Here is a 14,383-nt window from a genome sequence, read left to right as displayed (position 1 = left end):
CTTTCTTTAATTATTCTTCGTTATTCGTTGAGCGCTCAGCGTTTTCATCTGAGTCAACTTTTGTAAAGGCGGCCTTAACTTCGTCATCATCCTTGTTCAAAAGATCAGGATTCGTACGAGCTAGCTTTTCAAGGGCGTCAACTGGCAAAACGGAGTCGTCTTCGTCCATTTGACGGAGTTCAACAGCTTCCTTCTTGTCATCCAAGACGCGCAAGTCCAAACCAAGGGCCTGCAATTCCTTAACCAAAACTCGGAATGATTCAGGAACACCAGGCTTAGGAATGGCTTCACCCTTGATGATTGATTCGTAAACCTTAACACGACCAGCAACATCATCAGACTTGTAAGTCAAGATTTCTTGCAAGGTGTAGGCGGCACCGTAAGCTTCCAGTGCCCAAACTTCCATTTCTCCGAAACGCTGTCCACCGAACTGGGCTTTTCCACCCAAAGGCTGCTGCGTAACAAGAGAGTAAGGTCCGATTGAACGGGCGTGAATCTTATCGTCAACCATGTGGGCCAACTTCAAGTAGTGCATGATACCAACGGCAACACGCTTGTCAAAGGCTTCACCAGTCTTACCATCGTAAACCACTTGCTTACCATCGGCTGGCAAACCAGCTTCGGCCATGGCTTCTTCAATTTCGTCATCGGTGGCACCATCGAAAACAGGTGAGGCAACGTGGATACCCAACTTCTTAGCTGCGTAACCCAAGTGCAATTCCAAAACCTGTCCGATGTTCATACGAGATGGCACACCCATGGGTGACAAACAGATGTCAATTGGGGTTCCATCTGGCAAGTATGGCATGTCTTCTTCAGGAACAACGACTGAAACAGTACCCTTGTTTCCGTGACGACCGGCCATCTTGTCACCGACTTGAATCTTACGCTTTTGAGCGATGTAAACACGAACCATCATGTTCACACCTGGAGCCAATTCGTCACCATTTTCAGGCGTGTAGATACGAACTGACTGAACCACTCCGCCACCACCGTGTGGTACGTGCAGAGAAGTATCGCGAACTTCGCGTGCCTTTTCACCGAAGATGGCGTGGAGCAAACGTTCTTCGGCTGAAAGGTCCGTCACACCCTTAGGCGTAACCTTACCGACCAAAATGTCACCATCGTGAACTTCGGCCCCGACCCGGATAATTCCGTTTTCATCCAAATCCTTGAGCTGTTCTTCTCCAGTATTTGGAATTTCACGGGTAATTTCTTCCGGTCCAAGCTTTGTATCACGGGCTTCTGAATCGTATTCTTCGATGTGAATTGACGTATAAACATCTTCACGGACCAAACGTTCGTTCAAAACGATGGCATCTTCGAAGTTATAACCGTGCCAAGTCATGAAGGCGATAACTGGGTTTTGACCCAAGGCCAATTCACCCTTTTCCATTGATGGTCCATCGGCCAAAACTTGGTCTTCATCAACCTGTTCGCCGACCTTAACGATTGGCTTTTGGTTGTAGTTCTTACCACCGTTAGAACGGCGGAACTTCATTAATTCGTAAGTGTCGAGCTGACCATCTTCGCGGCGAACGCGGATTTGGCGAGCATCAACGTATTCCACTTCACCAGCTGCCTGGGAAATGATGGCGGCACCAGAATCGTGGGCTGCCTTGTATTCAACACCAGTTCCAACGATAGGAGCGTGGGGATCCAACAAAGGAACCGCCTGACGCTGCATGTTGGCACCCATCAAGGCACGGTTAGAATCATCGTTTTCCAAGAAAGGAATAACGGCAGTTCCAACAGAAACAACCTGCTTAGGCGAAACGTCGACGTAATCGATCTTTTCAACTGGCGTTTCGATGTTTTCTTCACCGAAACGGGCCATGGCCGTGTTGTGCACGAATGAACCATCATCTTCCAATTCCGTGTTGGCTTGGGCAACGATGTAGTTATCTTCTTCATCGGCAGTCAAGTAATCAATCTTGGCGGTAACCTTGTGAGTTCCCCAGTCGACACGACGGTATGGCGTTTCGATGAAGCCATACTTGTTGATGCGACCATAAGTAGCCAAAGAGTTAATCAAACCGATGTTAGGACCTTCGGGCGTTTCGATAGGGTCAATACGGCCATAGTGGGTGTAGTGAACATCTCGAACTTCAACGCCGGCACGGTCACGAGTCAAACCACCAGGTCCAAGGGCTGACAAACGACGCTTGTGGTTCATTTCACCCAATGGGTTAGTCTGATCCATAAACTGTGAAAGCTGTGATGAACCAAAGAATTCCTTAACAGCAGCAACAACCGGACGGATGTTAATCAATTGCTGTGGCGTAACGGTGTTGGCATCCTGAATTGACATACGTTCGCGAACAACACGTTCCATACGAGTCAAACCGATACGGAATTGGTTTTGAAGCAATTCACCAACGGAACGGATACGACGGTTACCCAAGTGATCGATATCATCAACTTGACCAACGCCTTCTTGCAAGTTCAAGAAGTAGTTGATACCAGCCAAGATGTCGGCAGGGCGAACCGTGTGGTCGTCTTCAGGAATGTTGCCGTTTCCAATCAAGAGCAAAGTCTTGTCTGGGTTTTCAGGTGATTCAATCTTAATCTTTTGAAGAACGATTGGGTCCTGTAAAACGGCATCGCCAGATGGCGTGTAAGTCGTTGTCTTAAAGTCATCGCGGGCCAAGAATGGGGCCAACTTTGCCATAACTTCCTTGTCAACCAAGGTCCCCTTTTCAGCCAAAATTTCACCTGAATCAGGGTCAGCCAAAGTTTCAGCCAAGGTTTGGTTAAGCAAACGTGACTTCAATGACAACTTCTTGTTGATCTTGTAACGACCAACAGGGGCCAAATCATAACGCTTTGGATCGAAGAAACGCGCAACCAAAAGCGCACGTGATGAATCGGCAGTCTTAGGTTCACCCGGACGCAAGCGTTCGTAGATGTCCTTCAAAGCTTCTTCAACACGAGAATCTGACATGTTCTTGTGAACATCCTTTTCCAAGGTCATGTTCAAAGAATCGTATGAATCAGAGAAAATATCGATGATGTCTGAATCTGAGCCGAAGCCAAGGGCACGAACCAATTCAGTCATCAACAACTTACGCGTACGATCGATACGAACGTTATCGATACCCTTGGCATCCGTTTCGTATTCCAACCATGCACCACGGTTAGGGATAACAGTGGTACCAAAGTGTGGGCGACCGTTCTTGTCAGTTTCTTCGTTGTAGTAGATTCCAGGTGAACGAACCAACTGAGAAACGATAACTCGTTCCGCACCGTTGATTACGAAAGTTCCCTGGTCAGTCATCAATGGGAAATCACCAAAGAAGACGTCTTGCGACTTGATTTCACCAGTTTCGTGGTTGGTCAAGCGCAAAGTCACGTGAAGCGGAGCCGAATAGTTGGCATCGTGTTCACGTGCTTCGTCGATACTATACTTAGGTTCCATCAACTTGTAGTCGACGTACTCTAATGAAAGATTTCCTTGGAAATCCTGGATCGGCATAATATCGTTAAACATCTCTTTGATTCCTTCATCAAGGAACCACTTGTAAGATGCTGTCTGTACTTCAATCAAGTTCGGAATATCAAGAACTTCCTTGATTTTCGAATAAGATCGACGGGTACGATATTTACCGTATTTTACTAAATGTCCTGCCACACTGATCACCTCATTGCTTATTCACCGTGTCCATGCCAATATTACATTTTGATTACAATTTAGCTTTTTGAGGCTAAATCACCGCTTTAAAGGCACAAAAAAAGCAATCGTCGCTGTTTCCGCAGCGAACGTTTGCCTTAATATAATGGGAGCCTGTGGACAATAGATCACAGTTTCCCTTTTTATTCACAGTGTTACTGAATAAAATTATACCTGCTTTAGAGGAAAATGCAAGGGAAAATGGGCGGCATGTATAATAGAAATAACTTTTAAAGCGGGAGCAGAATTTTGGACTATAAACTCTTTATCGTCGAAGACAATCAAGAATTAGTGGCATTAATCAAGAAAGGTTTGGCTTCCTGGGGTTTTAGCGCCGAATCCTGCCAGAACTTTAACCAAGTTGATAAAGAAATCGCTGCGGCCAAGCCACAACTGATTTTGATGGACGTCAATTTGCCTTTCTTCAACGGTTTCTATTGGACGCAAAAAATCCGCCAGACAAGCCAGGTCCCCATTATCTTCCTATCCAGTCGCAGCGAAGACAGTGACCAAATTATGGCGATGAACTTCGGGGCCGACGACTACATTACTAAGCCCTTCAACATGGATTTGCTGATTGTTAAGATCAAGGCGCTTCTACGGCGTGAATACGACTTTTCCGAGGATAGTGGCCAAACTAGCTTTTTGAACTACACCTTAAACCTCGTTGATAACCAGCTCTGGGACGGGGCTAATAAAGTCGCACTAACGAAAAATGAAACCAAGTTACTCCATCTGCTATTCAGTCATCCCCGGCAAACAGTTTCAAAAGAAGAAATCATGACCGATTTGTGGGAAGATGAACTCTTCATCGACCGCAACACGCTGTCAGTGACCCTAGCCCGCTTACGCAGCAAGGTTGGAGAAATTGGCCTAGCCGGGCACATCAAGACCATTAAGGGCAAGGGAGTTTTGCTCGATGATTAAACGATTTTTGAGGGGTGTAGGACTTTTTCTACGCGAGTTTTGGTATCTTTACCTATCATATGTGGCTTTTGGAATCGTTTTGCTCTGGTCCGTGACACTACGTTCAATTCCAATCAGTAACGCCTTGGATGTCTGCTGGGCGCTAGGCTATCTCTTACTGGTTTTAACGATTTATCTCGCCTGGCGTTGGACAAAGCAAAACCTCACTCTCCAACGAATGCAAAAAGAAGAGCACTTGGATTCCTTGCCAGAACTACAAACCCGCAGTTCATCGGATAAACACTACCAGTATTTATTAGCCAGACTTCTTGAACAGCAAAACCAACTCCGCGAACAATTGCGGCAGGAAAATCAAGATTTGCAAGACTACTACGCCCTCTGGGCTCACCAAATCAAAGTGCCCCTCTCTGTGATGGATTTAATGAATCAAACCAGCACCATTGATCCGGCGCAAAGCAAAGAACAACTCCTACTCGTCAATCAGTATCTGGATATGATGCTCCAATTCATTCGCTTACGCGGTGATGATCAAGATTTAAACTTTCGCGAAGTTGACGTCCGAAATCTACTGACGGATGTGATCAAAGAATACCGCTACTGGTTTATCCATAAGGATTTAACCGTGCGTTTAACTGACGAAAAATTAAAAGTGGTGTCCGACTCAAAATGGCTACATTTCGTTTTTGAACAAATTATCTTCAACGCCATTAAGTACACGCCGGCTGCAGGTCGGATTACGATTGAGATCGGCCCAGATGGCCAAGTTGTGATTCGTGACACTGGGATTGGTATTTCGCAAAGCGACTTACCCTTAATTTTCAACCAAGGCTACACCGGCTTTAATGGTCGCTTGGACAATAATGCCAGCGGTATCGGCCTCTATTTGGTCAAAGAAATTTTGACCAAGTTAGGCCACAGCATTAACATTCAATCTGAAGTTCAAGTGGGAACAACTGTAACGATTGATTTAAAACAGCGAGATTTTGGTAACCTTACAAAAATGTAAGTTTCAGGAGGCGGCCTGTAAGCATGGGCCCCTCTTTTTTTCGTTAAGCTAGATTCATGTTAAAAAGAGGAGAAAAGAACATGCCCCTACTAAAAGTTGAACATTTACAAAAGGAATACCGCAGCCGCTTAAGCGCCAATAAGGTGCAGGCCCTAAAGGACGTCAATTTTGAAGTTGAACCCGGCGAATTCATCGCCATCATGGGTGAATCTGGTTCGGGTAAGTCTACGCTGCTAAATTGCTTAGCAACAATTGACAAACCTAGTGCCGGCCAAATTTTCCTGAATGACAAGAATCTTACCAAGTTGAAGGACCGTGAAGTAGCACAATATCGTCGTGATCATCTTGGCTTTGTTTTCCAGGATTTTAATCTGCTAAACACTTTGTCCGTGGCCGATAACATTTACCTTCCCCTTGTGCTAGCTAAAGATACCAAGGGTAAAGAAGCCAAGTTGGCCCCCTTAGCCAAGGCTTTGGGTATCGAGGACTTACTCGATAAGTATCCCTACGAACTTTCCGGCGGGCAGCAACAGCGTGTCGCCATCGGCCGAGCTTTGATTACCAAACCAGAATTGTTACTAGGTGACGAACCAACCGGTGCTCTAGATTCCAAGAACGCTGCTGAAATCATGGACCTTTTTGACCAATCTAACCAAGCTGGCCAAACTATTTTGATGGTTACCCACTCATCCTTGACAGCTAGTCACGCCCGCCGCGTACTCTTCATCAAGGACGGAACCGTTTTCCATCAAATTTATCGTGGCGAACAAAATGAAACTGAGTTCTTGCTCAGTATCAACGATGCCATGACCAATTTGCTAGGAGGACTATCCTAATGCTTTATTGGAAATTAGCCCTCGATTCCTTGCGGAAGAACATGGCCGAGTACCTGCCTTTTTTACTCGTTGGCTCCGCAGCCGTGGCTTTAAACTTTATCATACAGTTATTGCTTTTTTCTTCTGGTGTGCAGCATTTATATGCTAGTCAGGCCGTTTTGACGCTGTTGGGAATGGCACAAGTCGTAATCGGGATTTTATCCCTCATATTTTTGTTCTATACCTATAGTTTCTTACGCAAGAAAAAACAGGCCGAATTCGGCCTGTACAGCATTTTAGGTTTGAAGAAAAGCGACCTAATGAAGATTTCATTTCTACAGCAAACTTTGACCCTGGCGCTCGACTTAATCGCTGGACTCGTGACAGGCTTTGTGATGAGTAAGTTATCTATCCTGCTGTTGATTCGCCTAGTCGAAGGAACAAATTTTGAACTTGGCTTTTCAACTGCACCGCTTGCCATTACGTTGTTTTTCTTTGCTGGCATCTTCGTCCTACTCTTTTTGTACGATTGTTGGACAATTATTCGTACGAAGACTTTGAATTTACTCAAAGCAGGTAAAAAAGGAACAACATCCCCCAAGAACCGTTGGATTCTCTTTATTTTAGGTGCTTTGATGCTAGGATGTGCCTACTACCTGGCGTTGACCGTTTCCAGTCCTATTAAGGCAATGCAGCAATTCTTCATTGCGGTCTTACTGGTTATTTTCGCCACTTACTTCTTATTCGTGGCCGGCAGCACCTTGGTTTTGAAAATCATGAAGGGTCGCCCTTCCTTCTACCAAAAGAGCAAGCGCTTCATCACCGTTTCTAACATGCTTTTTCGCATGAAGCAAAATGCCGTCGGACTGGCCAGCATTACTTTGCTGACGACGATGACTTTGGTCGTAACAGTAACGACTTCGGCCTTGTTCTTTGGCCGGCAAACTTTAATCGACCAAACTTATCCGCGCGATATTCAGTTCACCAGTATGGATAGCACAATAAAAACCCAAAATTTTGACCAATTAGCTAAAAAATACCGAGTTAAGATTAAAGACGGCTACCAATTCCAAACTAGCCAAGAATTCAGCTTCGACATTACTAAAAATCATGAACTCAAAGCCGTCGAAGATACCGGTCAAGACGGGATTAGCCAAAGTATTCAGTTAATGACACTTAGTCAGTTTAAGAAATTGGGTAATCAGAACGTACCTAACTTAAAGGGCAACGAGATTGCATTCTATAGTTCATATTCTAGTTTTAAGGGTAAGCAGCTGAAGCTTCTCGATGGTCATCAATACACTGTCAAAAAGCATCTAAGCGGTATCAAAGGCATCGCCGTTTCACCTTCCGGTTCAAGCTTTATTATTGTCCCTGATCAGAAGGTTCTATTGAATAACCTTCCTAAAAGCGCCACGATGCACAGAGAAAATCCGATTTTAGCAAGTTATTACTTTAATCTTGTTGGAAGCAAAAAAGATATCACGAAATTCTCGAACGCCATGCAGGAAGGTGACAATTTTGAAGCACAGAACCATACACGCTCAATAAGCACTTCATCCTATGATGACAAACGCGCTTTAAACACCTTCTTCGGCGGCTTCTTCTTCATTGGACTGCTCTTCTCCGTTAGCTTCATCTTGGCTACCGCCCTCATGATTTACTACAAGCAAGTCACAGAAGGTCAGGCCGACCAAAAACAGTTCAACATTTTGACGAAGCTCGGGATGTCCCGCAAAGAAATCAAGGCATGTATCCGCACCCAACTGGTTTGGCTCTTCGGACTACCCATTGCCGTTGCGATTACCCATCTGAGCTTTGCTATGCTCATGATTACCAAGGTATTGCGCGCCTTCGGCGTCACAAACGATAACCAAGTCTATCTGGTTATCGCTGGCACCATCCTACTCATGATTGCCATTTACTACCTCGTCTACCTCCTCACTTCTTGTGTTTACTACAAAAAAGTCACGCAACTCCGTGAGAATTAAACTAAACCAAAAGGACCAGCCCAACGCTAGTCCTTTTTTACTTACCCGCCATTTTCCATTTAGTAAAGAAAACACTATCATTATCGACAAGGTTCGGTAGATACTTTTCATTGAATTCCTCCAGATTCTTTGCTGGATTAACATCATGAAAAAGATTCGGATAAAGCATTTTAGCAATGTATTCAACCAAGACATAGTCCTTCATGGTCCGCATTAGGTGGTTGTCCAAAGCGTAAACTTGGCCCTGGCGAACCGCTTTCAGTTCCTTAAACCCGGGGCGTTGATTAATCAACGCCGTTAAGCTACTTTGCGTTTCTGCCGGCGTAACGCCGTAACCAATTCGGAGAACTTGGGATTGCGCATCGGCATAGTTGGTCCCATCTAAGAAAATTGCATCCGGTTGCTCTTTGAAAAGATATTCTGGATTAACATCCCCCGTCCCTTTGATTTTACCGGAGTAAATGTTTTTAGCGCCCGCTTCTTTGGCCAAAACTCCCATTAACATGCCATCCCCATAGGCCTTTCCGTACTCTGCAAAGGAAGAACCGGTCGACCGTTGTTCGAAGTAAGCCGTCTTTTTCTGCTTAACCTTTTGCAAACGCTCTTCCACCTGACGAATATGATTTCGATAATTATCGTTCACTTCTTCAGCGCGCCGCTCTTCGCCAAAAAGTTTGCCCAGTATCTCAGTTGATTGATAGTGCTGTTGCGGACTCAAATCGGTGTAATCAATAAATACTACTGGAATCCCCAGCTTTTTCAAACGTTCCAAATTCGCTTTACCAATGGCATCGTATTGATAGTTGGCTAAAACCACAACATCCGGCTTAAGGGCAATTAGCTTTTCAAGGTCGAAGTTCGATTTCAAAGTCGAACCGACATCCTGAACCTTTGCGAATCCAAGTGATTTTTCCTTTAAACGTTCGTAAAGATCGCCTGAATAGTTTGCGGTGTCGTAAATTGAACTGGCCACCACTCTCTTAAAGGCGTCGGGGCCGACGACCGTTAGCAGATTTTGATAGTAATAAGGGTAGTAGGCCCGCTGAACGTATTTTGGTACGGCAACCTTTCGGCCGCGAATATCGGTTAGCGTCCGCTGCCTTCCCTTGCTCGCTTCATTTCTGGTGTGATCATTGCTAAACCACAGAATACCGCCTAAAAGAGCAGCACCCAGAGCTAACAGTAAGACAAATTGCAGTCCTTTTTTCATTTATTCTTCCCCTTTTGCTTCGACAGGCACAACGACTAAATGGCGGTCACTGCTTTCCAGTAACTCGATGTCAACCTGATAAAGTTTCTCTAGCCGTTTTTTCTCGAGAACTTCGCCAGGTGTTCCGCTTGCCAACATTTTTCCCTTTTCCATCAAGTAGACCCTGTCCGCAAAGCGCGCCGTTAAGGTCAAATCGTGAATCACAATGATGCCGACGATTCCGTGTCGGTGAATATAGTCACGCAAAATCCGCAAGTATTCCAGCTGCTTGTTCAAATCCAAAGCCGAAGTCGGTTCATCCGCAATAATGACGGTTGGCCGCCGCACCAAAGCTTGTGCCAGCACGACAAGTTGCTGCTGTCCACCGGATAAAGCCATCATTTTTCGCTCGGCTAAACCCAGTAAATCCAAGTCTTCAAGAACTGAATTAACCCAGTTCCTTTGTTCGGAGGAAACATGCCAGCCCAATTGCCCGTATAGGCCCAGCAAAACAAATTCGAAAACCGTCAGCTGCTGATCTTGCGGCATCTTCTGCGGAATGTAAGCCAAGCGTTCCTCAGTGGAAAAACCGATCTTCCCTGCGGACTTTTCCAAGTCCAGCAATGATTTAAGCAGCATGCTTTTCCCGGAGCCATTCCGTCCGATGATGCAGGATAGTTCGCCATCACCGAATTCACAACTAATCTTTTTTAATATCTCGACCGAACCTTTTTTTAAACGTAAATCGGAAACTTTAATAGTCATTAAACCCGTCCTTTTTTCAGCACCACCAGACACATGAAGGGCAAACCAACCAGGCTAGTGATAATTCCCGCCGGAATAATCGTACCGGGAAGAATAAATTGCGATAGCAAGTCAGCTAGCACCAGCACTAAGGCCCCCACGATTAAGGAGCCCGTTATAGTGAAACGACTGTCAGCACCTAAGACAAGACGGACAAGGTGAGGCGCAATTAAGCCCACGAAGCCTATCGTCCCGACAAAGGAAACCACAACCGCCGTCACCAGCGCCGAACTAAAGAAAATCAGAAGACGGACCCGTTTCACATTGACGCCCATGGCCAAGGCCGTTTCATCAGAAAGTAGGAGCAAGTTCATCCCCCAGGCCTGCTGGTAGACTATAATTGCTACCACATAAAGCACGACTCCGATAACCAGTACGCTTTCCCAGGAAGAACGCGAGAGGTCGCCCAAGGACCAGGTCGCCATTCGTTGTACCTCTCGCTCACTCGAAAAATACTGCAATAGCTGCTGCAAAGAAGTGAAGAAAAGATTAATCGTAACACCAATCAAGATCATGGTATTCATGCTAACTTGCCGAGTCGAAAAAATTACCAAAATCACGCCACCTGCAATGAAACAGGACACAACCGCACTAATCTGCACCCCGTAGGCGGAAAAAATAAAGGGAAATCCAGAAACGATACTTAGTGAGGCGCCAAAATTAGCAGCCGAAGACAAGCCCAAGGTAAAGGGCGTGGCAATCGGATTTTTCAACATATTTTGCATGCAAAGACCCGCCAAACCAAGACCAGCACCCGCTAAAACACAGGTCAACGTTCGAGTTAAGCGGATATTCAAGACCACTTGCTGTAACTCCTTGGCCTGCCCTGACCAGATGTTTTGACGGTAAAAGATGTTGATGAAGACCAAAATAGTCGTCACTGCGCCGAACAGTGCGATATAGATCAAACGGTGGCGCGCATTTTTTTGATACATCTTTTGAACTCCTTTTTGAATAGTTAACTGGTTAACTATATCATATTTTTAATTAACCGGTTAACTAATTTTGGACAATAAAAAAGACCAGCTCAACGCTAGTCCTTTTCTCATGGGCGCTTTGCAGCACCAAATAAAATCAAATTCAAAAGTTGCCCAATTCGTTCACGCTGACTGCTATCTTCCGTCAAAGCGTGGAAGTCTGAGAATAACGGTGCCAAGGAAGTGATGTAGAAAGACGCGGCCGTCTTGGCGTCAACGTCTTGGTTCAATTCCAAACTGCTCTTTTCAAAGAATTCTTGAATTGGCATGACGTAATCAATCCCAAAGGCCATCCCCAATTCACGCTGACTTTCGCGTGACAATGATGGGAAGGATCCGTGAATCAAAGTGAAGACGTCACGGGGATGTCGGGTCAAAATCACCAAGGTCAAATCGGTCAACTCCTCGACCATGTCGTCGTACGGCTGGGCCAGGATGTCCTTCATTTCCTGTTGAATTTCAGTACCAACCTTTTTAATCACTTCAACAAAGAGTGTTTCCTTATCCCCAAAGTGATGATAAAGCGCGGGTTGGCTGATATCCAACTTCTTAGCGATTTCCCGAGTCGTCGTTTGTTCGTAGCCGTCCATCAAGAAAAGCTCGGTGGCTGCGTTCAATATTCGTTGGCGGGTTTCTTCATGTAAAACTTTCATCGCTAATTCATACTCGTTTCGTTAGTCTCTTCTACTAGTTTACACTATGAAGCGTAAAAATGTTGAGCCTTGAGCATTCTTAAACGGACCTTAACCGAGGTCAACGTCCTTAAGCTTGATAACCTTCGTGTGCTTGATGAACTTGTAGCCCAAGTAAGGCAAAACAAAGATTGGCACAGAAAGGTAGGTAACCCCTAACTTTGCCCAGTCAAGGTGGGCAAAAGAACTAGGATCTTGCCCAATAATAACACCGAGTGAGACAATCAAGGCCAAGATCGGTCCAACTGGGAACCATTTTGCTCGATAACGCAACTTGTTCAAATCACGGCCCTGGGCCACATAAGCACGGCGGAAGCGATAGTGGGAAATGGCAATTCCCATCCAGGCAATGAAACCAGTCAAACCAGAAGCAGAAACCAGCCAAGTATAAGCCGTTGCGCCACCCAAATAGTTGGTCAAGAAAGCCAAAGTTCCAATCAAAACCGTGACGAACAAAGCGGCAACCGGCACGCCACGCTTTGACAAGTTAGCGAAAAGCTTAGGGGCTTCGCCCTTACGCGCCAAGGCATAAAGCATACGGGTTGAGGCATAAGCCCCTGAGTTCGCCGCCGAAATAATTGAAGTCAAAATAACAGCATTCATCAAGGAAGCAGCAAAGGCAATGCCGGCGTTCTTAAAGACGATGGTAAATGGTGAAACCGCAACGTTGGTTTCAGAAGCTGAAAGCAAGTTCGGATCGCGATAGTAAACCAGGCAAGAAATGATGAAAATTGAGCAGATATAGAAGAGCAAAATACGCCAGAAAACCTGGTGAATGGCCTTCGGAACCGCATTTTGTGGATCCTTAGCTTCTCCAGCCGTGATTCCAATCATTTCCGTTCCTTGGAAGGAGAAACCGGCGACAACGAAGACGCCTAGCACACCCTTCCAACCGCCAACAAAGCCGTGGTTACCCACTGACAAGTTGTTGACGACATTCACATCGCTATGAATAACGTGGAAAATCGTCAAAACACCCACGGCCAAGAAGGCACAAATCGTCACGACCTTAATCATTGACAGCCAGTATTCCGCTTCCCCGAAATTGGAAACCGAGAAAACGTTAATCAGAAAGATCACGACCAGGGCAATCCCGGAAAAAATCCAAGACGGCACATGGGGGAACCAGAACTGGGAGACCAAACCAACAGCAACAATATCAACCGCCAAGGTAATAGCCCAATTAAACCAGTAATTCCAACCCAAGGCAAAGCCTAAGGCAGGATCGACATATTTTCCGGCATAATCGGAAAATGAACCCGTCGTAGGTGAATAAGTTGCCATTTCGCCCAGACTTGTCATCAGGAAGTAAACCATGATTCCAATTGCCAGGTAAGCTGCGATGGCTCCCATCGGACCGGCTGAGGCAATACTTTCACCAGAGGCCACAAAGAGCCCCGTTCCAATCGAACCACCCAGGGCAATCATGGAAACGTGACGGGTTTTTAAGCTGCGGTGCATTTCACCGTTGTTTTCTTCTGCCATTTTTCTCTCCAAAATAAAAACTCTCAATTACCTATCGTAAAAGAGAGTCATGTCGTTTGCTTACAAATTAATGTCAAAGCGCATCGTGTGTCACGACAGTCTAGCGAATCTTCTCCACTAGCCCAAGCTCCGTCAGCCACGACGTCACTTTCGGCAACCTCCCCTTTCAGAACTGTTCAACGCCCGGGCGGGCTCCCAATTCCTACTCTTGTTGGCTGCAACCTCTTTGTTTGCTGTTAATAGGTTAGCACAGGGCGGCGAAGGCGGTCAAGCTTTGCCCCACTTTTTCATGCCACTTGTCATCCCCAGAATCTCTATAATAGAAAGTAAATAAAAACTTTGGAGTAATAATGAAAAAATACATCGCCATCACCGTCGCCATCATCGTCATCGCTCTAGGAGCTTTCGGTCTTTCCCAAAAGCAGTCTTCGAAAAGCAAATCAACTAGTTCGAGTCAGCGACTTTCTCACACCAAGAGCTCGGCTAGTTCGTCTAAAGCTAGTTCTTCTAGCCAAGCAACTAGCAGCACCAGCAAGCCAAGTGACAGTTCTAGCACGAGCAGCTCAACGACTGCTTCCGTCAACATCAGCAACAATGACCAAGCCGCCGACTACCTCAAGCAAAAATTAGGCTACCAAAACGACAACAACATCGAAGCCGGCGTCACAACGGGTCAAGACCAAAATGGTAACTACTACCTTATTCAGCTAAAGTCGATCAGTTCCGTCGTACAAAACGGCGCGGGTGGCACGATTGGCTATTACAAACTCTATCAAAATGGCCAGTGGCAACAAGTTGGCTAACAAAAAAAGATTCTACAATTACGT

Annotated in this window: 11 protein-coding genes and 1 riboswitch; of the genes, 5 read left to right on the top strand and 6 right to left on the bottom strand. The window is 45.7% G+C overall.

Features of this window, described 5'->3' with window-relative positions:
• Positions 1-10: 10 nt before the first annotated feature.
• The gene (rpoB, locus tag ABSY64_RS04660) at positions 11-3,631 is read right to left on the bottom strand and encodes a DNA-directed RNA polymerase subunit beta (RefSeq protein ID WP_349641922.1); all 3,621 of its coding nucleotides are present in this window, start codon (positions 3,629-3,631) and stop codon (positions 11-13) included.
• Positions 3,632-3,919: 288 nt separating this feature from the next.
• Between rpoB and ABSY64_RS04655 the strand changes: the two genes are divergently transcribed.
• From ABSY64_RS04655 to ABSY64_RS04640, 4 genes are all read left to right on the top strand, one after another.
• On the top strand, positions 3,920-4,597 hold the full coding sequence (locus tag ABSY64_RS04655; RefSeq protein ID WP_349641921.1) for a response regulator transcription factor: 678 nt from the start codon (positions 3,920-3,922) through the stop codon (positions 4,595-4,597).
• The gene (locus ABSY64_RS04650; RefSeq protein ID WP_349641920.1) at positions 4,590-5,603 is read left to right on the top strand and encodes a sensor histidine kinase; all 1,014 of its coding nucleotides are present in this window, start codon (positions 4,590-4,592) and stop codon (positions 5,601-5,603) included. Before ABSY64_RS04655 ends, ABSY64_RS04650 begins: the two co-directional genes overlap by 8 nt.
• A gap of 80 nt (positions 5,604-5,683) precedes the next feature.
• Positions 5,684-6,439, top strand: a complete 756-nt coding sequence (locus ABSY64_RS04645; protein ID WP_349641919.1) for an ABC transporter ATP-binding protein — start codon at positions 5,684-5,686, stop codon at positions 6,437-6,439.
• On the top strand, positions 6,439-8,409 hold the full coding sequence (locus ABSY64_RS04640) for an ABC transporter permease (RefSeq protein WP_349641918.1): 1,971 nt from the start codon (positions 6,439-6,441) through the stop codon (positions 8,407-8,409). The genes ABSY64_RS04645 and ABSY64_RS04640 overlap by 1 nt, the downstream gene beginning before the upstream one ends.
• 37 nt (positions 8,410-8,446) lie before the next feature.
• On the opposite strand, the gene ABSY64_RS04635 is transcribed toward ABSY64_RS04640, so the two are convergent.
• The 5 genes from ABSY64_RS04635 to ABSY64_RS04615 all read right to left on the bottom strand — a co-directional run bounded on the left by ABSY64_RS04635 (position 8,447) and on the right by ABSY64_RS04615 (position 13,556).
• Entirely contained in the window at positions 8,447-9,619 is a 1,173-nt protein-coding gene (locus tag ABSY64_RS04635) for an ABC transporter substrate-binding protein (RefSeq protein WP_349641917.1), read from the bottom strand.
• Positions 9,620-10,363: an ABC transporter ATP-binding protein gene (locus ABSY64_RS04630; RefSeq protein ID WP_349641916.1), complete on the bottom strand. Its 744-nt coding sequence runs from the start codon at positions 10,361-10,363 to the stop codon at positions 9,620-9,622.
• Entirely contained in the window at positions 10,363-11,337 is a 975-nt protein-coding gene (locus tag ABSY64_RS04625; protein ID WP_349641915.1) for a FecCD family ABC transporter permease, read from the bottom strand. The genes ABSY64_RS04630 and ABSY64_RS04625 overlap by 1 nt, the downstream gene beginning before the upstream one ends.
• Positions 11,338-11,447: 110 nt before the next feature.
• Positions 11,448-12,032, bottom strand: a complete 585-nt coding sequence (locus ABSY64_RS04620; protein WP_349641914.1) for a TetR/AcrR family transcriptional regulator — start codon at positions 12,030-12,032, stop codon at positions 11,448-11,450.
• A 90-nt stretch (positions 12,033-12,122) separates the two neighbouring features.
• Entirely contained in the window at positions 12,123-13,556 is a 1,434-nt protein-coding gene (locus ABSY64_RS04615; protein WP_349641913.1) for an amino acid permease, read from the bottom strand.
• Positions 13,557-13,624: 68 nt separating this feature from the next.
• Positions 13,625-13,791, bottom strand: a riboswitch (Lysine riboswitch).
• 115 nt (positions 13,792-13,906) lie between these two features.
• On the opposite strand from ABSY64_RS04615, the gene ABSY64_RS04610 reads away from it, so the two are divergent.
• Positions 13,907-14,359: a hypothetical protein gene (locus ABSY64_RS04610; protein WP_349641912.1), complete on the top strand. Its 453-nt coding sequence runs from the start codon at positions 13,907-13,909 to the stop codon at positions 14,357-14,359.
• Positions 14,360-14,383 lie beyond the last annotated feature (24 nt).

This window comes from Eupransor demetentiae, from assembly GCF_963930865.1.
Lineage (GTDB): Bacteria > Bacillota > Bacilli > Lactobacillales > Lactobacillaceae > Eupransor > Eupransor demetentiae.
Note: the sequence above shows the minus strand (reverse complement) of the source record. Positions and strands in the feature narration are given on the sequence as shown.

Excerpts from the sequence above, each read along its gene's own strand:
- ABSY64_RS04650 (WP_349641920.1), top strand. The coding sequence starts at position 4,590 with ATGATTAAACGATTTTTGAGGGGTGTAGGACTTTTTCTACGCGAGTTT.
- ABSY64_RS04645 (WP_349641919.1), top strand. The coding sequence starts at position 5,684 with ATGCCCCTACTAAAAGTTGAACATTTACAAAAGGAATACCGCAGCCGC.
- ABSY64_RS04640 (WP_349641918.1), top strand. The coding sequence starts at position 6,439 with ATGCTTTATTGGAAATTAGCCCTCGATTCCTTGCGGAAGAACATGGCC.
- ABSY64_RS04635 (WP_349641917.1), bottom strand. The coding sequence starts at position 9,619 with ATGAAAAAAGGACTGCAATTTGTCTTACTGTTAGCTCTGGGTGCTGCT.
- ABSY64_RS04630 (WP_349641916.1), bottom strand. The coding sequence starts at position 10,363 with ATGACTATTAAAGTTTCCGATTTACGTTTAAAAAAAGGTTCGGTCGAG.
- ABSY64_RS04625 (WP_349641915.1), bottom strand. The coding sequence starts at position 11,337 with ATGTATCAAAAAAATGCGCGCCACCGTTTGATCTATATCGCACTGTTC.
- ABSY64_RS04620 (WP_349641914.1), bottom strand. The coding sequence starts at position 12,032 with ATGAAAGTTTTACATGAAGAAACCCGCCAACGAATATTGAACGCAGCC.
- ABSY64_RS04615 (WP_349641913.1), bottom strand. The coding sequence starts at position 13,556 with ATGGCAGAAGAAAACAACGGTGAAATGCACCGCAGCTTAAAAACCCGT.
- ABSY64_RS04610 (WP_349641912.1), top strand. The coding sequence starts at position 13,907 with ATGAAAAAATACATCGCCATCACCGTCGCCATCATCGTCATCGCTCTA.